The following is a 25,564-nucleotide window of genomic DNA, read 5'->3' as shown; positions in this document are numbered from 1 at the left end:
AGGACGGCGAGCGCGAACGCGATGTCGGTGGCGGTGGGGACGGCCCAGCCGGCGAGGGATCCGCCACCCAGCACAGCGGTCAGCGTGTAGACGATTGCGGGCACGGCCATGCCGCAGAGCGCTGCGACGACGGGCAGAGCTGCGGCCCGGGGGTCACGGAGTTCACCCGCGACCAGCTCACGCTTGAGTTCGACTCCCGCCACGAAGAAGAAGACGGCGAGCAGGCCGTCGGCCGCCCAGTGGGCCACGGAGAGGTTCAGCCCCAGAGCTTCGGGGCCGAAGTGGAAACGGCTGATGGACGCATAGGAGGAGCCGAAGGTGTTCGCCCAGATCAGCGCGGCAACGGCCGCGACCAGCAGGATGATCCCGCCGACCGTCTCGGTGCGCAAGGCCTCGGCGACGTAGTTGCGCTCAGGGAGGGAGAGCCGTCCGAACAGAGTACGGCGGCCGGAAGGGGGGACGGGCGGGGCCACGAGGGAGACCTCCGGGTCGGGTTACGGCAGTGGTGGCATGCGGATGCACGTGCCGACCAGACTTCCCGGCGCCCCTGTGGAGTTCTTCTGTGCGGTTGTTCGTTGTCGGGATCTCGTGCTCACGCCCTTCGGCATGCACACGATCGTCTCGATGTGCTTCCCCGACGAAATCACCACTCTACCCGGGACCCCGGAAAGGCATCCGGATTCGGTGTGTGTCGTCCGGCAGAGCGAGGCGTGCGGTGGGCACCGGATGTCGTCCGAGCCGCCGGTCGGTTGCCGGAAGGGGCACCCGGATTGCTACCGGGTGCCCCTCGAAGTGGACGGCCTCGGAAACGAGCTCTGCCGGACGCAGGCCCTCTCAGCCCTCCACAGTCCTCCTCAGCCCTCGGAAGGAGCGGAGGGGAGCTGTGTCTGGATAAGAGCCATCACCGAGGAGTCCGTGAGCGTGGTGACATCACCCAGCTCGCGGTTCTCGGCGACATCGCGCAGGAGCCGGCGCATGATCTTGCCGGATCGGGTCTTCGGCAGCTCCGCCACCGGCAGCACGCGCTTGGGCTTGGCGATCGGCCCGAGCGTGGTGCCGACGTGGTTGCGCAGCTCGGTGACCAGCTCCTCGGAAGCGGTGGCCGTGCCGCGCAGGATCACGAAGGCGACGATGGCCTGACCGGTCGTCTCGTCGTTGGCGCCGACCACGGCTGCCTCGGCGACCGAGGGGTGCGACACGAGAGCCGACTCGACCTCGGTGGTCGAGATGTTGTGCCCGGACACGAGCATGACGTCGTCGACTCGGCCGAGCAGCCAGACATCGCCGTCCGCGTCCTTCTTGGCACCGTCGCCCGCGAAGTACTTGCCTTCGAAGCGCGACCAGTAGGTGTCGATGAAGCGCTGGTCGTCACCCCAGATGGTGCGGAGCATCGACGGCCACGGCTCGGTGAGGACGAGATAACCACCCCCGCCGTCCGGCACCTCGCGGGCCTCGTCGTCGACCACCGTGGCACAGATGCCTGGCAGCGCCCGCTGGGCGGAACCGGGCTTGGTCGCTGTGACCCCGGGAAGCGGCGAGACCATCATGGCGCCGGTCTCGGTCTGCCACCAGGTGTCCACGATCGGACAGGTGTCGGCGCCGATGTGCTTGCGATACCAGATCCAGGCCTCGGGGTTGATCGGCTCACCGACCGAACCCAGCACGCGCAGCGACGACAGGTCGAACTTGGCGGGGATGTCGTCTCCCCACTTCATGAACGTACGGATCGCGGTCGGCGCGGTGTAGAGGATCGTCACCCCGTACTTCTGCACGATCTCCCAGAACCGTCCCTGGTGGGGCGTGTCGGGCGTGCCCTCGTACATCACCTGTGTCGCACCGTTGGCCAGCGGGCCGTAGACGAGGTACGAGTGCCCGGTCACCCAGCCGATGTCGGCGGTGCACCAGTACACGTCCGATTCGGGCTTGAGGTCGAAGACAGCGTGGTGGGTGTACGCCGTCTGGGTCAGGTAACCCCCGGAGGTGTGCAGGATCCCCTTCGGCTTACCCGTGGTTCCCGAGGTGTAGAGGATGAAGAGCGGCTGCTCCGCGTCGAAGGCCTCGGGCGTGTGCTCGGCGGACTGCCTTGCGGTGATCTCGTGCCACCAGACGTCCCTGCCCTCGGACCAGGCGGTGTCCTGGCCGGTGCGCCGGACCACCAGGACATGCTCGACACTGTCGATGCGCGAGACGGCGTCGTCCACGGCGGGCTTGAGCGCCGAGGGCTTTCCGCGGCGGTAACCGCCGTCGGCGGTGATCACGACCTTGGCGTCGGCGTCCTGGATACGGGCGGCGATGGCATCCGCGGAGAAGCCCCCGAAGACGACCGAATGCGCTGCGCCGATGCGGGCGCAGGCCAGCATCGCCACGGCAGCCTCCGGGATCATCGGCAGGTAGACGGCGACCCGGTCCCCCTTGCCGACACCGAGCTCGGTGAGGGCATTGGCCGCGCGGGAGACCTCGTCCTTCAGCTGGGCGTAGGTGATCGCGCGGCTGTCGCCGGGTTCGCCCTCGAAATGGATCGCGACCCGGTCGCCGTTTCCGGCCTCGACGTGGCGGTCCACGCAGTTGTACGCGACGTTGAGCTTGCCGTCCGCGAACCACTTCGCGAAGGGCGGGTTGCTCCAGTCGAGCGTCTCGGTCGGCTCCGTGGCCCAGGTCAGGCGACGGGCCTGCTCGGCCCAGAAGCCCAGCCTGTCCGCCTCGGCCTGCTCGTACGCCTCCACCGTCACGTTGGCGTTCGCGGCCAGATCGGCAGGCGGTGCGAACCGCCGCTCCTCCTTGAGCAGATTGGAGAGGGAGGAAGGTTCGCTCATACTGCGGTCTCCTCCTTGGGCAGATTGGCCAGACTTTCGTTGCTCACGACATCTCCCATTCCCAGGGTGTCCGTTGTGTCCCGGGGGACAGCTCATCAGGCTGCGGGCCAGGTGACAAGTGTCTGCCGGAAATTGGTTTAGACCTGTGCCCCGTGCGGGGAGTCACCTGTCCCGCTTCCGCAAGCAGCGCTGTGCGATGCGAAGGCGGGACCACAAGGTGTCACGGCCCGGGTACGTGAGCGGTTCAGGCGTCGATCGTGGCGCTGGGGGGCGTGTGCAGTGTTTCGGCGCCGGGCTCCGCCCCCCATCCCGCACCGGGGGTGACCCGCGCGAATACCTCGTCGGGCCCGGTTCCGGAACTGGCGCCTTCGGTCAGCAGGTAGGCCTGAGCCTCACCGACATGGAAGTACATGCCGTGCAGTTGCAGGGTGCCTGCTGCCAGTCGGCGGGCCACCGATTCATGCGCCCGTAGGTGCTCCAACTGCTGCACCACATTGGTAAGACAGAGCTGCTCCACCGCATCGGCAGGCAGCCGGCCGGCGATACGCACCCAGGAGTGGTGACGGGAACGCATACGCTCCAAGCTCGGCAGCCCGTGCCGCAACCAGCGCCACAGTGGCGTCCGGGGTGTCTCGGGCGCGGCGTCCAGCAGGGCCTGCATCGCCCCGCATCCGGAGTGGCCGCAGATGGTGATGGATTCGACTTCGAGCACGTCCACCGCGTACTCGATGGCGGCAGCAACAGAATCGTCGTTGCTCGTCGTGCCTCCGGTGCCCGGCGGCGGCACCAGATTTCCGACGTTCCGCACGGTGAAGAGGTCGCCCGGACCGCTTGCGGTGATCATGCTGGTGACCAGGCGAGAGTCGGCACAGGTGAGGAACAGCTGTGAAGGCCGCTGCCCCTCGGCAGCCAGCCGCGCCAACTCCTCACGGACCAGTGGGGCGGTGGTGCGCTGAAATGAACTGAGGCCGCTGAGCAGCCGGTGGCCGCCGTGCCGGTGGCCCGAGGTGTCTTTCGGGGCAGGGGCAGCCTTGGAGGTGGGGTGCGGGGCGGGAGGGGTGCTGGCCTGTGAGGCATCGGCCAAGCGGTCGTGGCAGTGATGGTTGCGCCATGGTGTCCATGGGCGGCAGCAGGAATGGGCGGCCGACGCGGGCTCGGCGATCCGGCCACCGGAACGTCCGGTGAACTCGATCCGCCCCCCGAGAGCGGTCTGCGCCGTGTACCAGTCCTGGATGGCCTCGTATGCCGCGTGGTCCATGAATGAGCCGTCCAGCTCGACGACGGCGTCCACTCCTGGGGGGAGCTTTCCGAGCAAGCGGCTGAGACGGGGCACGGCCAGGAAGGTCAGCTGACCACGCACGGTCACCACATGGCGGCCGTCCTGCTCCGTCACGGTGATCCGCGTGCGTGCCAGCCGGTGCAGTGCGACGGCCACCGCCACCACGATGCCGATCCCCACACCCTCGAGTACTCCCGCGAGAATCACACCGCTGATTGTCGCGCCGTACACCAGGAACTCCCGGTGTTTGTGGACCTTGCGGATGTGGGCGAAATTGACCATCTGAATGCCGACCACCATCACCAGGGCGGCGAGCGCCGCCAGGGGAATCCGCTCGAGAGCTGTGACCAGCAGCAGGGCTGCCAGCAGGACCCAGACACCGTGCAGCACGGTGGAGGCGCGGCTCTCCGCGCCTGCCCGCACATTTGCGGAACTGCGCACGGCCCCGCCGGACACGGGAAGCCCTCCGGCCAGCCCTGACACCGCATTGGCGACACCCTGGGCCCGCAACTCACGGTCGAGATCGGATCGCTTGACAGGCGCGGGCGGCGCCGACCCGTCCTTGGGCATGGATGTCACCCGGTCTGCAGTCAGCTTGTCCACGGAAACCGCGGCGAGCAGGGATTCGAGGCTGGCCACGAGCATGACCGTGAACACAGCCGTCGCCAGCGCGGCCACCGGGCCCTGCGGCAGCTCAGGCAGTGCGTGCGAGTGCCATGACGGAAGGTCCACCCGGGCGATCCCGGGAGTTGCCACGGCGGCCACGACCGTCGCGATCACCACTGCGGAGAGTGCGGCGGGAATTCTGCCCAGCGTCGCACCGATCCGTCCGGGCATGCGTGGCCACACGACGAGAAGCAGGATCGTCAGGGCCCCGATGAAGGGTGCGGCCGGACCGGTCCGAGCCAGGTGGGAGGGAAGCGCCAGGACGTTGTCGAGGGCCGAACTCTGTGGAGCCCCGCCGAGCACGATGTGCAGCTGTGCGAGAGCGATGGCCACACCGATACCCGCGAGCGTGCCGTGCACGATGGCCGGGCTGACGGCGAGGGCGCTGCGGGCTGCTCTCAGCGACCCCAGCAGAATCTGCAGGAGCCCCGCACCGATGGTGATCGCACACGTGGTGCGCCAGCCGTAGATCTGGATCAACTCGGCGGTGACCACGGTCAGTCCGGCGGACGGGCCGCTGACCTGGAGGGGTGTGCCCCCCAGCAGGCCGGCGACGATGCCGCCGATCGCTGCCGAGACCAGGCCGGCAGCGAGAGGGGCGTCCATGGCGACAGCGAGACCGAGCGACATGGGAACGGCGATCAGGAAAACAGTGATCGATGCGGACAGATCTCTGCCCGAGACGCGGAAGCGTCCGGCGCGGGGCGGGGGCGGCGGGTTGTGAGGACGCTTGAATTCCGAGGCGCGGGAAGGGCGCGAACTGCGGGATGAATGGTCGTTTCGGGTAGGGACGCAGGCACACATGTTCCCGTCTCCTCCGGGGCAGCGCGGTCGTGGTACTCGACTGACGGCGGCCGTGGGTCACGGCGTGCAGCGGTGAGGTGCAGCGGCGGGATTTCTCAACTCTCCGTAAACGAATGGTAATGGAGGGTAAAGAATAGTGTCCATGTTTTCGAGCAAATGGCCCCGACGATCACTCTTTCAAGTGAATAAGCATCTTTTCAACGGGGTTGTCGTGCTCGTTCCAGTGGGACTGCGTGTGAGGTTGACCGCGCCGTGTCGGCACTTCAACGCACGAATCCTGCAAGGAAGAGGGTGGACGGATGATGGCCGCCACGAAGCGGATCGCCCTGGGCGCCGTGGCCACGGTACTGATCGCCGGTCTGGCCGGATGCTCGGGCCCTGGCGCGGGGACCGCCGGCCCCGTGCCGGGAACAGGGAAGAAGTCCCTCGGTGCGGAGGGGCATTCTCCGGCGGCGGCACCGAAGGGGACGGTCAACCTCATCGGTGACGGTTCCACCGCCTTCACGGGAGTCCAGCCGAAACTTCCTCCGGTCAAACGCCTCAAGCCTGGCCAGAAGCCGCCCCAGTTCGTGGTGTTCTCGTGGGATGGTGCTGGGGAGGACAGTCAGAAACTGTTCTCGCATTTTCGTGCGGTCGCCAAGAAGCACGACGCGAAGATGACGTACTTCCTCAGCGGCGTGTACCTCTTGCCGGAGGAGAAGAAGGAGCTCTACGACCCTCCTCAGCACGCAGCGGGCCGCTCCGACATCGGATTCAACGACACCGAAGGGATTCGCCGCACGCTGACGGAGCTGCGTGCCGCGTGGCTGGACGGCAACGAGATCGGCACCCACTTCAACGGGCATTTCTGCGGGCCGGACGGAGGCGTCGGGACCTGGTCGGTCGAGGAGTGGAAGAGCGAGATCAGTCAGGCGAAGTCGTTCGTGAAGAGCTGGAAGACCAACGCCCCGGACCTCAAGGGTGAAGCGCCACTTCCCTTCGACTACGACAAGGAGCTGATCGGCGCTCGCACTCCTTGCCTGGAGGGACAGAAGAACATGGTCGCAGCCGCGCGGACCATGGGCTTCCGCTATGACTCCAGCGGTATCGGCAATCAGGTCTGGCCTACGAAGAAGGACGGACTCTGGGACCTTCCCCTGCAACTCGTCCCGGTACCGGGACGCGCGTTCGAGACACTCTCGATGGACTACAACTTCATGTTCAACCAGTCCGGTACGACGCAGGGCGACCCGGACAAGCATCAGTACTGGGGCAATCAGATGCGGGACGGGCTTCTGCAGGCGTTCGGCCGTGCCTACAAGGGGAACCGCGCCCCACTGATCATCGGCAATCACTTCGAGTCGTGGAACGGTGGCACCTACATGCGTGCGATCGAGGAGACGGTCGAGACGGTGTGCACCCAGCAGGAGGTGCGATGCGTCTCCTTCCGCCAGCTCGCCGACTGGCTGGACGCGCAGGATCCGGCCACGCTGGCCAGGCTCAGGACGCTGAAGGTGGGCCAGGCGCCCGAACCGGGCTGGACCTCCTTCCTCGCGAGTGCGGCCCCGGGTAAGGCCGCGGCCAGTCCCGTGCCTGCCAGGCCGGCGGACCAGTCGGCAGGCAAGGGACCCGACGGGAGCGCGGACTAGGGATCACCTTCCGGTGTGGCTCCCTCCGGTTCAGGCCGGCTGGCGGGCACCCGTTTCCGTGCAGTGCTCATGCAGGACGAAGGCGGGGTCGACCTGGGCAGCCAGGTCGGCGCCCGTCTTCTCGTTGCCCCAGCTTTCCGCGTTCTTCAGATGGAAGTGCACCATCTGACGTGTGTAACGCTCCCAGTCACGCAATTTGTAGGAGTCCTCCGCGGCGTCCTGCAGGGCCTGCAGCGCCATCCGGTTGTCTGCCTCCAGCAGCTCGAACCGGGCCGGCCGGCCCTTTTCCATCGTCCGGACCCAGTCGGACTGCCCGACGCCGACCAGCAGGTCGTCGCCGACCTCGGCGCGCAGGAAGTCGAGGTCGTCCTCGCCCTGCACCTTGTTGCCCACCACCTTCAGTGCGACACCGAAGTCCCGTGCGTACTCCTTGTACTGCCGGTAGACCGACACGCCCTTCCGTGTGGGTTCAGCGACCAGGAACGTCATGTCGAAACGGGTGAACATCCCTGACGCGAACGAATCCGATCCCGCTGTCATGTCCACCACCACGTACTCGTCCGGGCCGTCGACCAGGTGGTTGAGGCAGAGTTCGACCGCCCCGACCTTGGAGTGGTAGCAGGCGACACCGAGATCGGACTCGGTGAACGGGCCTGTGGCCATCAGACGGATTACCCCGTCGTCGAGACGGACCGTGCGGGCGCAGGCGTCGTAGACCGGATTATCCTCGCGGACGCGCAGGAGCCGGGACCCTTCTCCGGGCGGCGTGGTCTTGATCATCGTTGCGGCGGATGTGATGCGGGGGTTGGTGCCGCGAAGGTAGTCCTTGATGAGGGGCAGCTGGGCACCCATGGCGGGCAGGGTGGCGGCTTCGTTGTCGTCCAGGCCGAGGGCGGCTCCGAGATGCTGGTTGATGTCGGCGTCCACCGCGACGACATGGGCTCCATTGGCAGCGAGGTGGCGGATGAAGAGCGAGGACAGCGTGGTCTTGCCGCTGCCGCCCTTCCCTACGAAAGCGATCTTCATGTTCACCTAGGGTAGCGGTGTCATTGCTCAGTGCTGTCATGCTTCGTGAAGAAAGCCACTCCTGGGCGGAATCGGTGCCGCATGCGCGTAGCCTCCCTGCTTATGAGTACGACTTCCTCAGACCCGCTGGCCGCTCTGGGCGACCTGCCGGGGGTCGCCGATGCGGTGGACTCCGTGCGCAAGGCCGTGGACCGGGTCTACGGGCACCGGGTCATGCGGCGCCGTAGTAACGAGGTCACCGCGGAGGCGGCGCTGCGGGGAGCCCGCGGTTCGGCGGCGCTCTCGGGCGCCGACTGGAACCTCGAGGAAGTGCGTCGGCGTACGGACTTCAGCGGTGACGGCGAGTCGCGTGCCATCGGTGCCGCCTTGAGGCTGACGGCGGAAGCGGGACAGCTGCTTTCCATCTGGCGGCAGTCGCCGCTTCGGGTCCTGGCCCGACTGCATCTGGTGGCGGCGGGCGGTGCACTTCCCGATGACACGGTCGGCAGGCCCCGACTGCCGGGTGAGCCGGTCGATGAGCCGTTGATCGAGGCGCCTGTCCCGGGTGCGGGTGAGGCGACCGGGCGGCTCGAAGGGCTGTCGCAACTGATCATCGCCGGCGGCTCGGCGCCCGCGCTGGTGACGTCCTCGGTGGTGCACGGTGAACTCCTGGCGCTGCGCCCCTTCGGTTCGCACAACGGCCTGGTCGCCCGGACCGCGGAGCGGATCGTGCTGATCGCCAGTGGACTCGATCCCAAGTCGATCTGCCCTGCCGAAGTCGGGCACGCGGAGCAGGGGCGTGCGGCATACGTAGCCGCGTTCGAGGGGTACCTGTCGGGGACGCCGGAGGGCATGGCCGCATGGATCACCCACTGCGGACGCTCGGTGGAGCTGGGGGTCAGGGAGTCCACGGCAGTGTGTGAGGCGCTGCAGCGCGGCGCCGCCTAGGCCGGTGCTCCGGTGTGCGGTTCCCGCGCGGCCGGCTGAGTAACGCGAGGGCGTTCCGCCAGCTGCGCACGGCTCCGGAAAGGGGTGCGGCGGTGCCGGATCCGGCACCGCCGCTGGCACGTCCGCCCAGTTACCAAGCGTCCTCGATATGTGCCCATCAGGCCGGGTTCATTGCCCGTCGCCTGGTATGGCTGGCCCGTAATCGACGGGTCGACGTCGCGTGGGTGCTCGGCTTCCGTGCTCGGTCCGTGGGGCCTTCTGTGCGTGGAAGGTGATCCTCTCGGATCTCCTTGGTCTCGCGGGCCGTTGTCTCCTTTGTACTCCGGGTTTCAGGGAAGTGGAAGGTCTGGGCGCACTTCTTTACCTTTGTGCATAAATGTGTCGAAGCCGGATATCGCTGGTCAGGCGTGGCCAAGCACATCCGGCAGCAACTCTGCCGCCGTCGAGCGCAGGGGGCGGCCTTTGGTCCAGCTCTGTCAGGTGGTGAGCGCGGCGGCGCGGCGGCGGTTGGCGTACCAGACCAGTCCGGCCGTCACGGCGGCCGCCCCCAGCGCGGCTGCGGCCACGAGTGCCGGCCGTGGCGGCAGCGAGAATCCGGACAGGCGCTGCTTGAGCCGGACCGGGCGGTCGAAGACGAGAACCGGCCATCCCCGGAGGGCCGCCTCGCGCCGCAGCGCTCGGTCCGGGTTGACGGCATGAGGGTGCCCGACCGCTTCCAGCATCGGGACATCGGTGACGGAGTCGCTGTACGCGTAGGAGCGCGAGAGGTCATAGCCTTCCGACTCCGCGAGAGCCTTGATCGCCTCGGCTTTGGTCGGCCCGTAAGCGTAGTACTCGACTTCGCCGGTGAAGCAGCCGTCGTCGCCTACGACCATCCGGGTCGCCACGACCCGGTCGGCACCGAGGAGTTCCCCGATCGGTTCCACGACCTCGGCGCCGGAGGTCGAAACGATGACCACATCGCGCCCGGCGGTGTGGTGCTGCTCGATGAGGGTCGCCGCCTCGTCGTAGATGATCGGGTCGATCAGGTCGTGCAGGGTTTCGGCGACCAGGTCCTTGACCTGCTGGACGTTCCACCCCTTGCAGAGCGCTGAGAGGTATTCACGCATCCGCTCCATCTGGTCGTGATCGGCGCCCCCGGCAAGAAACACGAACTGGGTGTACGCGGTGCGCAGTACGGCGCGGCGGTTGATCAGCCCGCCTTGGTAGAAGGACTTGCTGAAGGTCAGTGTCGATGACTTCGCAATGACCGTCTTGTCCAGGTCAAAGAAGGCTGCTGTGCGAGGCGAGAAGCAGTTTTCCACAAAGGTGAGCATAGGGGCCCGCCATTCGGCGTAAAGTCCGGCGGGTGGGTTTGCCTGAGAAGCTGCTCGGGTACACCATGGAAGTCACGGATCGTTCGCGACCGTGCTAACCCGGTCCGACTCCTCCCCCCCCGAGTCGGCCGTGGGGACGACCCCCGCTCTCCCCCCCGGCGGGGGTCGTCGCATGTCCAGATGCATTTTTCAGCAGAAGTTCATGTGCCGGCCAACCTTCTCGCCACGTCGTCCCCTTCTTCTGCGGGGACCCCTCGATCATGCCCCGTCACCGAGCGTAGCGGAATAGCTGCGCAACGAAAGTCCCCTGTACGAGCTACGGAAATATCCACAACGGTGGCGTTGTCCACAGTTTCTGAGCAAGATCCACACGTTTTTCCGTGCCGATGCATGTTGATTCCACCCGCGAAGTCCGCGGGTTCCGGAATCGCGTGTCTCGGCAGTGTTCGAGATCGCCGCGAAACCGCACTGAGGGACAGTGGGAGAGGGCGGAGATCGTGGCTGGATCCTTCGTGGGCGAAGACCCGTCGAGCGCCGGAGGGTGGCGGGACGGACCACTGATCGTGACCGAGGACGCGATTTTGCTGGACGACCTGCTCAGACTCTGCGCGGCGGCCGGGGCGATGCCCGAGGTTCATCACGGGCCTCCAGGGGAGAGGGGCGGCTGGGAGCGGGCCCCGATGATTCTGGTGGGTGACGACGCGGCACATGCGTGCCGGGGAGCGGCCCGCAGACCCGGCGTCATGCTCGTGGGGCGGGACCAGGACAACCCCGATGTGTGGCGCCGCGCAGTCGAGATCGGGGCCGAATACGTGTTGCGGCTGCCCGATTCCGAAGGTTGGCTCGTCGACCAGATCGCCAACGCGGTGGAAGGTGTGGGCCGGTCCGCGCTCACCGTCGGAGTGATGGGTGGACGCGGCGGCTCCGGCGCCTCCACCCTGGCCTGTGCGCTTGCCGTGACGGCGGCGCGGTCGGGCCGACGAGCCATGCTGATCGACGGTGACCCCCTGGGCGGCGGGATCGACGTGCTGCTCGGCGGTGAGGAGTCCGAGGGTCTGCGATGGCCGGATTTCGCCCGTTCGAAGGGGAGGCTGGGCGGAGGGGCGCTGGAGGAGTCACTGCCTGCGTTGCACGGGCTGCGTGTGCTCAGCTGGGGCCGGGACGACGAGGTGATCATTCCGCCACAGGCCATGCGGTCGGTATTGGCCGCAGCGCGTCGGCTCGGTGGAGTGGTGGTCGTGGATCTGCCGCGGCGGGTCGACGAAAGCGTGGCAGAGGCCCTGGCACAGTTGGACGTCGGGCTTCTGCTCGTGCCCGGGGAGCTGAGGGCGGTCGCGGCAGCGCAGCGCGTGGCGGCTGCGGCCCGCATGGTCCTGGATGACCTACGAGTCGTCGCCCGAGGTCCCTACACGGCAGGCCTGGACGAGCAGTGGGTGGCACAGGCGCTCGGCCTGCCACTCGTCGGTGACCTGCCCACGGAGGCCGGGCTGCCTTCGGCTCAGGACAACGGTGTGCCCCCGGGTGGGAATTCCCGCGGCGCACTGGCCCGCTTCTGCACGGCTTTCTGGGAGCTGGCGGATGGCCCGGGCCGCTCGGACGGAGTCCCTGCCCGGCCTCGCGGGGGAGGGGCGTCATGACCGAGGCGCTGCTCGATGCCGTACGTCAACGACTGGCCCGCAGTGGTGCGGCGCCCACTCCGGCCGGTGTGGCTGCCGCGTTGAGGGAGCAGGGTCGTTTGCTCGGTGACGCGGAAATCCTCGGGGCGGCCGAGGAACTGAGGAGTGAACTGATCGGCACAGGCGTGCTGGAGCGTCTGTTGGCCGACCCGGCGGTGACCGATGTGCTGGTGTCCGCTCCGGACCGGGTGTGGGTGGACCGAGGCGGCGGACTCGAGCTGACCCGAGTCGCCTTTCAGGATGCGGCAGCCGTCCGGAGGCTGGCGCAGAGGCTCGCCGCGGTAGCGGGGCGCCGCCTGGACGACGCCCGCCCCTGGGTGGACGCCCGGCTGCCGGACGGGACGCGCATGCACGCGGTTCTGCCACCGGTGTCCGTCGGTTCGACGTGTCTCTCACTGCGGGTGGTGAGGCCGAAGGCCTTCACGCTGGCGGAGCTCGTGGCGGCGGGGACGGTACCGCCCGGCGGTGATCGGTTGCTGAGAGCTCTGGTCGAGGCTCGTGTCTCGTATCTGATCAGCGGGGGCACCGGCGCGGGGAAGACGACTCTGCTGTCGAGTCTGCTGGGGGCGGTCGGTGAGCGGGAGCGCATCGTGCTGGCCGAGGATTCGGCGGAACTGCGCCCGGATCACCCGCATGTGGTGCGTCTGGAGTCACGGCCCGCCAATCAGGAAGGCGCTGGGCAGGTGACGCTACGGGATCTGGTGCGCCAGGCCTTACGTATGCGTCCGGACCGGCTGGTGGTGGGAGAGGTCCGGGGTGCCGAGGTGACGGAGCTCCTGGCAGCACTCAACACCGGACACGAAGGTGGGTGCGGCACGGTGCACGCCAATGCTGCCGAGCATGTTCCGGCGCGTCTGGAGGCTCTCGGGACGGCTGCGGGCCTTGACCGTGCGGCTGTGCACAGCCAGTTGGCAGCGGCGCTGTCCGTGGTCGTCCACCTTGCACGGGATGCGGGCGGACAGCGGCGTCTGGCCGAAGTTCACGTACTCGAGCGGGATCCCGCAGGCCTGGTCATCACCGTGCCCGCGCTGCGCTGGGGCGCCGAGGGGTTCGAGCCGGAGCGGGGCTGGGACCGGCTCAGGGCGCTGATCGGGGAGAAGACGTGATGGCGGCGGGCTCCGACGTGCTGACGCAGTTGCCGGCGTGGACGATGGCGGGATGCGCAGGCCTGGCCGGCGGCCTGGCCGTGGCAGGGGACCCAGGGGCGCGACGGGCTCGGGCGCTGATGGCTCGACAGGAGGAGGAGCGGTGGGGGCCGGCGGCACGTGCCACGGCCCGCGCGTTCTTCGACAGGCGGCGGGAATGGCTGTGTGCGCCTGTGGCGGTTCTTCTCGCTGCGGTGGGTGAATCGGTACTACCGCTGCTCGCGTGCGCCGTGGCGGTTCCGCTGGTGAGGCGCTGGCTGTGGCGACGGGCGCGGCGGCAGGAGTGTCAGAAGGCGACTGACGCGGTGACGGCGCTCTGTGGGGCGGTGGTCGGCGAGCTGAGGGCGGGCCGGGAGCCCGGGCTGGCTTTGCTCGCCGCAGCGCGGAACACCGGTGCACTTGGCGCTGCCGAGCCCGCCGTGTTGGCTGCCGCGCGGTTCGGCGGTGATGTGCCGGGGGCACTGCGGCAGGCGTCGGCAGGGCCCGGTCTCGACGGGCTCGCGGGTGTGGCGGCCTGCTGGCGGGTTGCAGTGGACGGCGGAGCCGGGTTGGCGGCGGGTCTGGCGCGTCTGGAGAGCTCGCTACGGGACGAGAGGCGGTGGCGGGAAGGGCTGCGGGCACAGTTGGCGGGCGCGTGGGCGACGGTTGTGGTCCTGGCTCTGCTCCCGGTGGTGGGACTCGGGCTCGGGGCGGCCCTCGGAGCGGATCCGTTGGGGGTTCTGCTGCACAGCCCGGGTGGACTCGTCTGCCTGGTGACGGGCGGCCTGCTGGAAGCTGCAGGGCTGTTCTGGGCATCGAGGATCGTGCGGACGGGGGAGGCGGAATGAGCGTGATGTCCGGCATGGGGGAATCACTGGGCGTGGCCGGGGCGGTGGGAGGCGCGCTGGGCACAGCCGTGTATCTCACTTTCGTCCTGTCCGCCCGGCGACATGCGCGGGCTGTACGCAGGCGGGGGGCGCTGCTGACCGGGTCCTGCGCGAGCAGGCAGAGGCGGGGGCGGGTGGACCTGTGGGCGCCGGGTCGGGGCAGTGCGCGGCGGTGGGCGAAGTTCCTGGCCGTCTGGGCAGCCGGCTGGATCCTCGTCGGAGGGCCGGCCGGATGTGGGGCCGGTCTTGCGGTGGCTTACGGAGTGCTTCGGTGGCAGCGCTCCGTGAGCGGGCGTGGCACTGCCGGCCGGAAGGCCGAGACCGCTCTGATCGCCCGGCAACTGCCGATCACCGCAGACCTCTTGGCATCCTGCATTTCGGCGGGTGCAGGGCCGCGGGACGCGGCGGAGGCGGTCGGGGAATCCATTGCAGGTCCGGTCGGCGAACGGCTGGCTCGTACGGCGGCCGAGATCCTGCTCGGCAGTGAGCCGGCCGAGGCATGGGGCCGGTTCGGGGAGCTGCCGGGTGCCGCGCCCCTGGCCCGCTGTCTGGAGCGAGCCGCATCGACGGGCGCACCTGCGGCGGTGCCTGTTTCCAGGCTGGCCGACGAGATACGCGCCGAGCGGGCGAGTGCGGCCGTGGCGCGTGCCCAGCGGGCAGGTGTGCTGATCACCGCACCGGTGGGGCTTTGCTTCCTGCCCGCCTTTCTGGCGGTGGGAGTGGCGCCGGTGGTGATCGGGCTGACGTCCGGCTTGCTGCACCGTAGCTGAGCGCGGACAGCCCTGCTCCCGGAGGCCGGATCCGAAGGCAGTTCGAGCTCAGGGCCAGATGGGGCCTCAGCTGAGATCCGAACCGTGAGCCCGACCGGATGGCCTCCCGAGAGCCGGCGTCTTTGCGGGTTCCCGAGAGCCGAAGCCCTGTCCGGTTTCCGAGCGGGAGCCGGGCCGGGCTCCGGATGGCGCGAAGCGCGAATCGAATTTCTGGACGAAACAACGTGGGTCTGACGATGGGGGCCGAGATGAGCAGGGAAATGATGGAGCAGGCTTCGAGTGCACTGCGCCGTGCGTGGCAGGTGAGGTTCGGCAGGAGCGCCCGGTGCCGCGGCCTCGACCGGGGGATGACGACGTCCGAGTACGCGGTGGGGACGATCGCGGCCTGCGCGTTCGCGGCGGTGCTCTACAAGGTGGTCACCAGCGGGGCGGTGCTGTCGGCGTTGCAGTCGCTGGTCAAGGACGCCCTTGATGCGAAGTTCTGAAGTGCCGCGGAGCGGCCGGGATGCCGACGGGGGAGCAGTGACGGCGGAGGCGGCCATGACCCTTCCCGTACTGGTGGCGTTCGTGCTTGCCCTCGTCTGGGCGTTGGTGGCGGCATCGGACCAGATCCGCTGTGTGGATGCGGCGCGGGCCGGAGCACGGGCTGCGGCCCGGTCGGAGCCGGAGGACGCGGTGCGGTCCGTGGCGCAGGAGGCGGCGCCCGGGAAGGCCCGGATCGCGGTGGAGCGGGCCGGTGGACTGTGGCGGGTCCGGGTGGAGGCGCCGACTCCGGGGCCCGGACTACTCAGCCTGACGCTGAGCGCTGAGGCAGTCGCATCGGCCGAGGACACCGCGGGGGTGGAGCCGTGAGAAGGACGGGAGGCGGGCCCGGGGCCGAGGCCGGGGACCGAGGTCTGGCGACGGTCTGGGTGGCCGTCACGACGGCGACGCTGTGCGCTGTCTTCGCGATGGTGCTGGCTCTCGGCCAAGCCGTGTCCGCCCGCCACAGGGCCGGCGGTGCGGCGGATCTGGCTGCGCTCGCCGCAGCCGACCAAGCGCTGCGGGGTGCGGAGGTGGCGTGCGGAGCGGCCCGTGAGGTCGCCGAGGCGCAGAGGACGGAGATCGTGCGCTGCGGGATCCAGGGCGAGATCGCCGATGTGACTGCCCGCGCGCGTTTCGGCCCGTACGCACCTGAGGTCAGGTCGAGAGCGGGGCCTCCTGAGGCCTCACCGTCCCCGGTGCGTTCGGGGTCACTGTTGTCCGCCGAGGGCGCGGTTCACGCGCATGGCCTCATCCCTCGGTACTTTCCGGCTGCGGATCCTCCGAGGTCTCCGCCGGGCGGCCTTCCTCGAGTTCGGGGGGTGCGGTCCTGAGCAGTTCGGTCAGGAGGCGTACGGCACCCCGTTTGTGCAGTGGGTCGTTGCCGTTGCCGCACTTGGGGGACTGGATGCAGGACGGGCAGCCCGCCTCGCACTCGCAGGACGCGATGGCCTGACGTGTCGCTGTGAGCCATGAGCGGGCGGTGTGGAAGGCGCGCTCTGCGAAACCGGCGCCACCCGGGTGGCCGTCGTAGACGAACACCGTGGGAAGGAGCGTGTCGGGGTGCAGCGGGACGGAGACTCCGCCGATGTCCCAGCGGTCGCAGGTGGCGAAGAGCGGCAGCATCCCGATGGACGCGTGCTCGGCTGCGTGCAGGGCCCCTCCGAGGATCTCCGGAGTGATCCGGGCGGCATCGAGTTGGTCCTCGGTGACCGTCCACCACACAGCTCGGGTACGGAGGGTGCGGGGCGGCAGGTCGAGTTTGGTCTCGCCCAGGACCTCGCCGGTGATCAGCCTGCGGCGAAGGAAGGAGACGACCTGGTTGGTGACCTCGACGGAACCGAAGCAGAGCCGTCCGTCACCCCACGGGATCTCGGTGTCGCTCTCCAGAACAGTGATCGCGGTCGTGTCGCGGGCGTTGGTCGAGTAGGGAGGGGCGGCTTCCTCCACCAGGGCCACCGAATCCTCCAGATCCAGCGTCCGGACCAGGTATGTCCGGCCCTGGTGGAGGTGGACGGCCCCCTCGTGGACGGCAGTGTGTGCGGCAGATTCGTCAACCGTTCCCAGCAGCCGGCCGGTGCCTTCCTCGACGATCTGGACGGGACGGCCGCCCCCGCCGCGGATGTCGGTGAGGTCGGCGGCGCGTTCACGGCGGGTCCAGTGCCAGCCCGTTTTCCGCCTGCGCAGCAATTTCGCGGTTTCCAGTTGTGGCAGAAGCTCGGGCACCGCGGGACCGAAGAGCTCGATGTCGGTTTCGGTGAGAGGGAGTTCCGCAGCCGCGGCGCACAGGTGTGGCGCAAGGACGTAGGGGTTGTCCGGGTCCAGGACGGTGGATTCCACAGGCTGCTGGAACAGCGCTTCCGGGTGGTGGACGAGGAAGGTGTCCAGCGGGTCGTCCCGCGCTACGAGGACGGCGAGGGCGCCCTGGCCCGAGCGTCCGGCACGGCCGGCCTGCTGCCAGAGAGAGGCACGGGTTCCCGGATAGCCGGCGATGACCACGGCGTCCAGGCCCGAGACATCGATGCCGAGTTCCAGGGCGGTCGTGGCGGCAAGGCCGAGCAGTTCTCCGGAGTGCAGTGCCCGTTCCAGGGCCCGGCGTTCCTCGGGCAGGTAACCGCCACGATAGGCGGCGACGCGTCCGGGCAGGGAGCGGTCCACCTCGGCCAGCCGTTCCTTGGCGATGAGAGAGATGAGTTCGGCTCCGCGCCGGGAGCGGACGAAGGCGACCGAGCGCACGCCCTGGAGGGTCAGGTCGGTCAGGAGGTCGGCGGTCTCTGCCGTGGCCGTACGGCGCACCGGAGCCCCTTTCTCACCGTGCAGCTCGGTCAGCGGCGGCTCCCAGAGGGCGAAGACCATCTCTCCCCGGGGCGAGGCGTCGTCGGCGACCTCCTTGACGGGAAGGCCCGTGAGACGGCCTGCGGCGTCCGAGGGCCGTGCCGCGGTGGCGGAGGCGAGGAGGAAGACGGGATCGGACCCGTAGCGGGCGCAGAGGCGGCGAAGGCGGCGCAGGACCTGGGCGACGTGGGAGCCGAAGACACCCCGGTAGGTGTGGCACTCGTCGATGACCACGAAACGGAGAGAGCGGAGGAAGGAGGCCCAGCGGGGGTGGGACGGGAGGATGCCCCGGTGCAGCATGTCGGGATTCGTGAGGACGTAATTGGCGTACTGACGCACCCATTCGCGTTCTTCGACCGGCGTGTCCCCGTCGTAGACCGCCGGCCGGATCGCGGGGCCGAGGGGCGCCGCCAGCGCCTTCACCGCGCGGCGCTGGTCGGCGGCCAGCGCCTTCGTGGGGGCGAGGTACAGGGCGGTGGTGCCGCGCCCGTTCGGGGCTTGGGCGCCGTCGAGGAGGGTACTCAGCACCGGAGCGAGGTAGGCGAGTGACTTGCCGGACGCCGTTCCGGTGGCGATCACGACGGACTCACCGTCCAGGGCATGCTCGGCGGCGGTGGCCTGGTGTGTCCACGGATGGTCGATCCCGGCCTGGCCGATCGCCGAGATCACTTCTGACCGGATGCGGTCCGGCCAGATGGCATGGGTTCCCGCACGCGGGGGCAAGTGCTCCGTATGAGTGATGCGCGCTGCCCGGCCCGCCGCTGCGGCGAGCCGGTCGAGAACCACCGTGGGAGAGGGGCGCGAGCCCGCGTTCTCGGGTGGTCGACTGGGGCGGTGATTCTTGGCCATCGGCACCGAGTGTGTCACTGGCGTGACGGACAATGGTCCCAAGGCGTCGTGCATGGCTGCTGGTAAGTGATTGAATGCCATCGCGGCTGGCGATCCGTCCCCTGGCCTCCGTCGGGGAGACCGAGGGGCGACCGCTCGATAGCAAGGTGCTGGAGGATCCGTGGACCTGTCCCTGTCGACTCGCAATGTGTCCGGGCCTGGTGGCGACCGTACGGTCGTCGAGGTCGGTGGCGAGATTGATGTGTATACCGCGCCCAAGCTGCGCGAGCAGTTGGTCGAGTTGGTGAATGACGGCAGCTACCACCTGGTTGTCGACATGGAAGGCGTCGACTTCCTCGACTCCACCGGCCTCGGCGTGCTCGTGGGCGGCTTGAAGCGTGTCCGGGCCCATGAGGGCTCACTGCGCCTGGTGTGCAACCAGGAGCGCATTCTCAAGATCTTCCGGATCACAGGTCTGACCAAGGTGTTTCCCATCCACACCACGGTCGACGAGGCTGTCGCGGCCACCGACTGACCGTCGGTGCAGGTCGGCAGCTCCAAGGCCGGCAGGCACGCTGTGACAGACCGGCAGGCGGCAGCAGACGGGCCGCCATGAGCGGGCGGTCGGCCATGTGGCCGACTGCCGGCTTCGTCGGTTTTTGGAGGAAAGTGAGAGCAGGGGTACCGGGCGCCACGCCCGGGCCCCTGAAATGCACACCCATACGTTCGAGGGGGATGGCATGCCAACCGTTGAACTCCGCTTCAGCGCTCAGCCCGAGCACGTCAGGACGGCCCGCCTCGTGGCAGCCGCCATGGCGCGCCGGGCCGGCGTCGACGAGGCGGTGCTCGACGAGGTCAGACTCGCGGTTGGCGAGGCGTGCAGCCGCGCCGTAGGACTGCATCGGAGCCATGGCGTCGCTGCTCCCGTCACGGTTGTTCTGACCGAGGAGGAGAAGGCGTTCTCCATCGAGGTGGGCGACGGGCTTTCCGCCCCGGGGAGCGGCACCTCAGTGCCCGGAGCGCCCGGCGGTGTTGGCCTTGACGGCCCGGAGACCGATGCCGACAGCGAGGACGAGATGGGCCTTGCGGTCATCAGTGGCCTGGTCGACGACATGGAGGTCCGCACAGGCGTGGATGGCGGAGTGATCCGCATGACCTGGCCGACGGCCCTGGCCGTTGTGCTTCCCTGACCTGTCTCGCCCGGCACGAAGGGACTCGCCCGGCGAGATAGGGACTCACCCGGCGCGGTCGAACTCGCTCGACGGACCCCGCTCAGGCCGGCGCAGCCCATCTCGTCCGGAGGTTCGCCTCGTCCGGTGCGAACCTGCCCGGTCCGGCGCAGTACCCCTCGCCCGGGCCGTTCAGCCCGCCTGGTGCGGCCCGTGCTCACGTTCGGCCCACGCCCCCGTCGTGCGCACGTACCCTCCGTGGTTCCGAGCCCTCCCGCGCAGCCCGCGCCTCCTCGTGCAACCAGCTTCTCCTCGTGCAACCGGCTTCTCCTCGTGCGAGCCGATCCTGTTGCCCGGCGCGGTCTCCGCCCCTCCTCGTGCCGCGTGGACGCCGGTATCGGGGACAGGTGTGATCGCAATTTCGGCCCCTGCTGAACAGGGACTTCTCCGTAGCGCTTGATCAATGATCTCCGAAATTCCGTGCGCCCCGCATGTCTGCCCCATTACTGCATTCGGGTTCATATGAGAGCGAGATCATTTGCCATTGGGTGGACGGAACTCGATTTCATTGACCACCCACTGTTTTGATCAGGTTCCTCTCCCTACAATCCGTCCACGTCTTGAGCGCTCAGCGTCAAGGAGGACGTATGGCGGAGTTCCTCAACACCCCAATGGCAGAACTGACGCACGTTTCCGTATCTTCCGGCCGGCCCACCTCACTGGCAGCAGCAGTACTCACCGACGGCAACCGGCTGATCGTCGTCGTCATCGCGGTCGTCGCCCTTGCCGCGCTGGCGGTGGCCCAGTTGCTCGTACGCCAGGTCCTGGCGGCCGGTGAAGGCACCGAACGCATGAAAGAGATCGCGGCGGTGGTCCAGGAGGGCGCGAACGCCTATCTGGCCCGGCAGCTGCGTACCGTCGGCATCTTCGCCGTCGTCGTGTTCTTCCTGCTTCTGCTGCTCCCGGCCGACAACTGGTCGCAGCGTGCGGGGCGCTCGTTGTTCTTCCTGGTGGGTGCGATTTTCTCGGCGGCCACCGGATACATCGGTATGCGACTCGCCGTCCGCAGCAATGTGCGCGTGGCCGCTGCCGCGCGCGAGGCGACTCCCGCCGCGGGGGAACCGGAGAAAGATCTCACCGCTGTTTCGCACAAAGCGATGAAGATCGCTTTTCGCACCGGTGGTGTGGTCGGCATGATCACGGTGGGCCTCGGCCTGCTCGGTGCCTCCTGCGTGGTGCTCGTGTATGCCGCCGACGCGCCCAAGGTGCTGGAGGGTTTCGGCCTCGGTGCCGCGTTGATCGCCATGTTCATGAGGGTCGGGGGCGGCATCTTCACCAAGGCCGCCGATGTGGGTGCCGACCTTGTGGGCAAGGTGGAGCAGGGCATTCCTGAGGACGACCCGCGCAACGCCGCCACCATCGCCGACAACGTGGGCGACAACGTCGGTGACTGTGCGGGTATGGCTGCCGACCTCTTCGAGTCGTACGCCGTGACACTCGTGGCCGCACTCATCCTGGGCAAGGTCGCCTTCGGGGATGCCGGGCTCGCCTTTCCGCTGATCGTCCCGGCGATCGGGGTGGTCACCGCGATGACCGGGATCTTCGCGGTCGTTCCCAGGCGCGCCGACCGCAGCGGGATGAGTGCCATCAACCGAGGCTTCTTCGTCTCCGCCGTGATCTCGCTCCTGCTCGTGGCGGTGGCAGTCTTCGCCTACCTGCCGTCCTCGTACGCCGAGCTGGACGGGGTCACCGACGCCGCCATCACCTCGCACGGCGGCGATCCGCGCGTCTTCGCGCTGGTCGCCGTGGCCATCGGGATCGTGCTCGCCGCACTGATCCAGCAGCTCACCGGCTATTTCACCGAGACCAGCCGGCGCCCCGTCCGGGACATCGGGAAGTCCTCGCTGACCGGGCCGGCGACCGTCGTCCTCGCGGGTATCTCCATCGGCCTGGAATCGGCCGTCTACACCGCGCTCCTGATCGGCCTCGGCGTCTACGGGGCGTTCCTGCTCGGCGGTACGTCGATCATGCTGGCACTCTTCGCGGTGGCGCTGGCCGGGACCGGCCTGCTCACCACCGTCGGTGTCATCGTCGCGATGGACACCTTCGGTCCGGTCTCCGACAACGCCCAGGGAATCGCCGAGATGTCCGGGGACGTCACGGGCGCGGGAGCCCAGGTCCTCACGGACCTGGACGCCGTCGGCAATACCACCAAGGCCATCACCAAGGGCATCGCGATCGCCACGGCGGTCCTGGCGGCGGCCGCGCTCTTCGGTTCGTACCGGGATGCCATCGCCACGGCGGTCGGCGACGTGGGAGCCCGGGCGGGGGAGCTGGGTCTGAGTCTGGACATCTCGCAGCCGAACAATCTGGTCGGTCTCATCCTCGGAGCCGCGGTCGTCTTCCTCTTCTCCGGGCTGGCCATCAACGCGGTCTCCCGGTCGGCGGGGGCCGTGGTCCTCGAGGTGCGGCGGCAGTTCCGGGAGCATCCCGGGATCATGGACCACACGGAGAAGCCGGAATACGGCCGCGTCGTCGACATCTGCACCAAGGACGCGCTGCGCGAGCTCGCCACGCCCGGGCTGCTCGCGGTCCTGGCGCCGATCGCGGTGGGATTCACCCTGGGGGTCGGGGCCCTCGGCTCCTACCTGGCGGGGGCGATCGCCACCGGCACCCTCATGGCCGTCTTCCTCGCCAACTCCGGTGGCGCGTGGGACAACGCCAAGAAACTCGTCGAGGACGGCCACCACGGCGGCAAAGGCAGCGAGGCCCATGCGGCGACGGTCATCGGCGACACGGTCGGCGACCCGTTCAAGGACACGGCAGGACCGGCCATCAACCCGCTCCTCAAGGTGATGAATCTCGTAGCACTGCTCATCGCCCCCGCCGTGGTGCAGTTCAGTTACGGCGATGACGCGAGCGCGGGGGTACGGGCCCTGGTGGCCGTCATCGCCGTCGCCGTCATCATCGGCGCGGTCTATGTGTCCAAGCGACGGGGGATTGCCGTGGGCGACAGCGACAGCGACAGCGACAGCACGGACGGCGCCGGTGGTGGTGACGGCGAGGGCAGCCCTGCAGAAACCACGGGCCCGGCGGCGTTTCGTTGGACTCGCGGTCAGGGGCGCTCCGACTGAGGCATAACTCCTGATCAGCGGGACGGCGGGCGGCGCGATGTGATGTGCCGTCCGCTGCTTCGGTGAAGGGACGAGTCCCTTACGGAGGTACTGATTCCGCATGTGTGTCCGAGCGGGCAGGTGAGTTGTATCTCCCTCATTTTCCTTGGTTCAAATGGATGCAAAAGAATATATATCGGATGACCGGCGCCTGATTGCCGCGCACGCGGCGTGTAAGTTCCGGGGCCGAGAGCCTTGGAAGGGACCCAATCCGGTGAACAAGAAGCTTGCAGCCGCACTGTCCGGCGGTGCGGTACTCGTACTGACGCTGTCGGGCTGTAGCGACGACAGCGACAACAAGGTGAACGACTGGGCGAAGAAGGTCTGTGACCAGGTTCAGCCGCAGTTGCAGAAGATCGCGGACGCCAATGCCGCGATCCAGCAGCAGACGGACGATGAGAGCAAGCCCGCCGACGTCCAGAAGACCGACTCGTCCGCCTTCCAGCAGATTTCACAGGCGTACAAGGCGCTGGGCGCGGCTGTGCAGTCGGCGGGGGCTCCGCCCGTGGACGGCGGAGAAACCACGCACAAGGAGGCCGTGAAGGAGCTCAACGCTTCGTCGGCTGCCTATGTGGACCTGAAGACGAAGGTCGACGCGCTCGATCCGAAGGACCAGGCCAAGTTCGCCGACGGTCTCAAGAGCATCGCCGATGAGCTGACAAAGATCAGCACCAATGGTGACCAGGCGCTGAAGAAGCTGCAGTCCGGCGAGGTCGGTTCCGCGATGGCGAAGCAGAAGGGCTGCCAGAAGCCGACGGCCTCGGCTCCCCCCGCCCCCGCTCCGTCCGCCTCAGCGCCGTCCACCCCGGCGTCGAAGACCGCATCGCCTTCGGCCTCGGCGGTCGAGAAGGCATAGCGGCCGAGAAGGCGTAACGGTCGAGAAGGCGCAGCGGTCGACGCCCTGCAGCGGTCGGCATCCCGCAGTGACCGGCGTCCCGCAGCGACCGGCGTCCCGCAGCGACCGGCGTCCCGCAGTGGACGGCATGCCGTAGCGGGTCGGCATCCCGTAGCGGTCGTGACCCCTCGCAGTTGCTGCCCGGCCGTCCCTCGCGGGGGCCGGGCAGCTGCCGTTGTCGGTGTGAGCGGACACAATGGGCGGGTGAGTACGACCAGCCTCCCCGCATCCGACCACGCTCCCCGGCTCCGCGAAGCCCTGATCGCCGCCGCGTTCACCGCCGATGGCCTCCTCGAACGGCTCGGCGCGCCCGCGTACGCAGCGCTCGCCCGCAGCGAAACCGTCCCGGCGCTCCGGGCCACCCGCGGGGACTCGCCGCTGGACACGCTGGTGCGGCTGTTCCTCCTGCAGCGCCCCGTTCCGGCCGCCGCGGCCGCCGCCGCCCTCCCTCTGGCGGAATGCGTGGCGGACGGCTGGGCCGTCCACGGGGGCGACCTGGTGAGAGCGACGGTCGACGTACGGCCCTACGGTGGGCCCGACGGGCAGGACTGGTTCATCGTCTCCGACCTGGGATGCGCGGTCGGCGGTGCGGGCGGCATCGGCTCGCACGAGGAAGGCGTGGTCCTCGGCGTCGGCGGGGCCTCCACCACGCTCGCCGGGATCACCGTTCGGAAGCCGGTGGCCTCCGCCCTCGACCTCGGTACGGGCTCCGGCATCCAAGCCCTGCACGCCGCCCAGCACTCCACCCGGGTCACGGCCACGGACGTCAACCCGCGTGCGCTGGAATTCACCCGCCTGACCCTTGCCCTGTCCGGAGCCGCACCCGCCGATCTGCGGGAGGGCTCTCTCTTCGAACCGGTCGGCGACGAGACGTACGACTTGATCGTGTCCAACCCGCCCTTCGTCATTTCCCCCGGTGCGCGGCTGACCTACCGCGACGGCGGCATGGGCGGCGACGATCTGTGCCGGACCCTCGTGCAGCAGGCCGGGGACCGGCTCAACGAGGGCGGGTACGCGCAGTTCCTCGCGAACTGGCAGCACGTGGAGGGCGAGGAATGGCAGGACCGGGTGCGCTCCTGGGTGCCCGCCGGCTGTGACGCCTGGATCGTGCAGCGCGAGGTGCAGGACATCACGCAGTACGCCGAGCTGTGGCTGCGCGACAGCGGAGACCACCGCACCGACCCCGCCGTCTACGTCCAGCGGTACGAGGCGTGGCTGGACGAGTTCGAGGCCCGCAGTACCAAGGCGGTCGGTTTCGGCTGGATCACACTCCGGAAGTCCGCCGCGGCCGCCGCCGGGACCCCCTCGCTCGTGGCCGAGGAGTGGCCGCACGCGGTGGAACAGCCCCTCGGGCCCGCCGTCGAGGCCCATTTCGCGCGGCAGGACTATCTGCGGGAGCACGACGACGCGGCCCTGCTCGCCGCGCACTTCACCCTTGCCGAGGAGATCGTCCAGGAGCAGGTCGGGCTGCCGGGCGCCGAGGACCCCGAGCATGTGGTGCTGCGTCAGCACCGTGGGATGCGGCGTGCGACCAAGGTCGACGCGGTCGGAGCCGGATTCGCAGGCGTGTGCGACGGTTCGCTGCCCGCGGGCCGCATCCTGGACGCCATCGCCCAGTTGATGGCCGAGGACCCGGTGCTGCTGCGTGACCGTACCCCGCAGGCGATCCGGCTCCTGGTGGAGGAAGGCTTCCTGGAGCCCGTGCGGTGAGGCGGCGCCGCGCCCTC

Annotated in this window: 20 protein-coding genes; 14 read left to right on the top strand and 6 right to left on the bottom strand. The window is 68.8% G+C overall.

Annotated features, from left to right (window positions below; genetic code table 11):
• From VN520_RS10790 to VN520_RS10780, 3 genes are all read right to left on the bottom strand, one after another.
• Window positions 1–473: Na+/H+ antiporter NhaA (locus VN520_RS10790; protein WP_325746650.1), on the bottom strand; the 473-nt coding region annotated here is incomplete at its 3' end.
• Between the two features lie 381 nt (window positions 474–854).
• A complete protein-coding gene (gene acs, locus VN520_RS10785) occupies window positions 855–2,813 on the bottom strand; it encodes an acetate--CoA ligase (RefSeq protein WP_325746649.1) in 1,959 nt (652 codons plus the stop codon).
• Between the two features lie 244 nt (window positions 2,814–3,057).
• Complete coding sequence (locus VN520_RS10780) at window positions 3,058–5,562, bottom strand: SulP family inorganic anion transporter (RefSeq protein WP_325746648.1); 2,505 nt, start codon at window positions 5,560–5,562, stop codon at window positions 3,058–3,060.
• Window positions 5,563–5,861: 299 nt separating this feature from the next.
• Here VN520_RS10780 and VN520_RS10775 point away from each other — a divergent pair, with 299 nt between their 5' ends.
• Window positions 5,862–7,190, top strand: a complete 1,329-nt coding sequence (locus VN520_RS10775) for a hypothetical protein (RefSeq protein ID WP_325746647.1) — start codon at window positions 5,862–5,864, stop codon at window positions 7,188–7,190.
• Between the two features lie 30 nt (window positions 7,191–7,220).
• On the opposite strand, the gene VN520_RS10770 is transcribed toward VN520_RS10775, so the two are convergent.
• Entirely contained in the window at window positions 7,221–8,222 is a 1,002-nt protein-coding gene (locus tag VN520_RS10770; RefSeq protein ID WP_325746646.1) for an ATP-binding protein, read from the bottom strand.
• A 96-nt stretch (window positions 8,223–8,318) separates the two neighbouring features.
• Here VN520_RS10770 and VN520_RS10765 point away from each other — a divergent pair, with 96 nt between their 5' ends.
• On the top strand, window positions 8,319–9,143 hold the full coding sequence (locus VN520_RS10765; RefSeq protein WP_325746645.1) for an oxidoreductase: 825 nt from the start codon (window positions 8,319–8,321) through the stop codon (window positions 9,141–9,143).
• A 476-nt stretch (window positions 9,144–9,619) separates the two neighbouring features.
• Here VN520_RS10765 and VN520_RS10760 read toward each other — a convergent pair whose 3' ends face one another.
• A complete protein-coding gene (locus VN520_RS10760; protein WP_325746644.1) occupies window positions 9,620–10,459 on the bottom strand; it encodes an HAD-IB family hydrolase in 840 nt (279 codons plus the stop codon).
• Between the two features lie 497 nt (window positions 10,460–10,956).
• Here VN520_RS10760 and ssd point away from each other — a divergent pair, with 497 nt between their 5' ends.
• The 7 genes from ssd (at window position 10,957) to VN520_RS10725 (ending at window position 16,271) form a co-directional block, all read left to right on the top strand.
• Window positions 10,957–12,096, top strand: a complete 1,140-nt coding sequence (ssd, locus tag VN520_RS10755) for a septum site-determining protein Ssd (RefSeq protein WP_325746643.1) — start codon at window positions 10,957–10,959, stop codon at window positions 12,094–12,096.
• A complete protein-coding gene (locus VN520_RS10750; protein WP_325746642.1) occupies window positions 12,093–13,241 on the top strand; it encodes a TadA family conjugal transfer-associated ATPase in 1,149 nt (382 codons plus the stop codon). Before ssd ends, VN520_RS10750 begins: the two co-directional genes overlap by 4 nt.
• Complete coding sequence (locus tag VN520_RS10745) at window positions 13,241–14,107, top strand: type II secretion protein F (protein WP_325746641.1); 867 nt, start codon at window positions 13,241–13,243, stop codon at window positions 14,105–14,107. The genes VN520_RS10750 and VN520_RS10745 overlap by 1 nt, the downstream gene beginning before the upstream one ends.
• A 5-nt stretch (window positions 14,108–14,112) precedes the next feature.
• Window positions 14,113–14,916, top strand: a complete 804-nt coding sequence (locus VN520_RS10740; protein WP_414719820.1) for a type II secretion system F family protein — start codon at window positions 14,113–14,115, stop codon at window positions 14,914–14,916.
• Between the two features lie 248 nt (window positions 14,917–15,164).
• Complete coding sequence (locus tag VN520_RS10735) at window positions 15,165–15,401, top strand: DUF4244 domain-containing protein (protein ID WP_325746639.1); 237 nt, start codon at window positions 15,165–15,167, stop codon at window positions 15,399–15,401.
• Window positions 15,388–15,768, top strand: coding sequence for a TadE family type IV pilus minor pilin (locus VN520_RS10730; RefSeq protein WP_325746638.1), 381 nt, complete (start codon window positions 15,388–15,390; stop codon window positions 15,766–15,768). Before VN520_RS10735 ends, VN520_RS10730 begins: the two co-directional genes overlap by 14 nt.
• Window positions 15,765–16,271, top strand: a complete 507-nt coding sequence (locus VN520_RS10725; RefSeq protein WP_325746637.1) for an Rv3654c family TadE-like protein — start codon at window positions 15,765–15,767, stop codon at window positions 16,269–16,271. Before VN520_RS10730 ends, VN520_RS10725 begins: the two co-directional genes overlap by 4 nt.
• Here VN520_RS10725 and VN520_RS10720 read toward each other — a convergent pair.
• A complete protein-coding gene (locus VN520_RS10720; protein WP_325746636.1) occupies window positions 16,189–18,702 on the bottom strand; it encodes a DEAD/DEAH box helicase in 2,514 nt (837 codons plus the stop codon). The genes VN520_RS10725 and VN520_RS10720 overlap by 83 nt on opposite strands.
• A 79-nt stretch (window positions 18,703–18,781) precedes the next feature.
• On the opposite strand from VN520_RS10720, the gene VN520_RS10715 reads away from it, so the two are divergent.
• From VN520_RS10715 to VN520_RS10695, 5 genes are all read left to right on the top strand, one after another.
• On the top strand, window positions 18,782–19,135 hold the full coding sequence (locus VN520_RS10715; RefSeq protein WP_003967428.1) for an STAS domain-containing protein: 354 nt from the start codon (window positions 18,782–18,784) through the stop codon (window positions 19,133–19,135).
• A 205-nt stretch (window positions 19,136–19,340) separates the two neighbouring features.
• Complete coding sequence (locus tag VN520_RS10710; protein WP_325746635.1) at window positions 19,341–19,790, top strand: ATP-binding protein; 450 nt, start codon at window positions 19,341–19,343, stop codon at window positions 19,788–19,790.
• A gap of 626 nt (window positions 19,791–20,416) precedes the next feature.
• Complete coding sequence (locus VN520_RS10705) at window positions 20,417–22,903, top strand: sodium-translocating pyrophosphatase (protein ID WP_325746634.1); 2,487 nt, start codon at window positions 20,417–20,419, stop codon at window positions 22,901–22,903.
• Between the two features lie 253 nt (window positions 22,904–23,156).
• The gene (locus tag VN520_RS10700) at window positions 23,157–23,798 is read left to right on the top strand and encodes a small secreted protein (protein ID WP_325746633.1); all 642 of its coding nucleotides are present in this window, start codon (window positions 23,157–23,159) and stop codon (window positions 23,796–23,798) included.
• Window positions 23,799–24,041: 243 nt separating this feature from the next.
• Window positions 24,042–25,547: a DUF7059 domain-containing protein gene (locus VN520_RS10695; protein WP_325746632.1), complete on the top strand. Its 1,506-nt coding sequence runs from the start codon at window positions 24,042–24,044 to the stop codon at window positions 25,545–25,547.
• Window positions 25,548–25,564: the final 17 nt, after the last annotated feature.

The sequence above is a fragment of the Streptomyces sp. genome (genome assembly GCF_035563135.1).
In the GTDB taxonomy this organism is placed as follows: Bacteria; Actinomycetota; Actinomycetes; order Streptomycetales; family Streptomycetaceae; genus Streptomyces.
The sequence above is the reverse complement of the archived record's forward strand: the minus strand, read 5'-3'. Positions and strand labels throughout refer to the sequence as shown.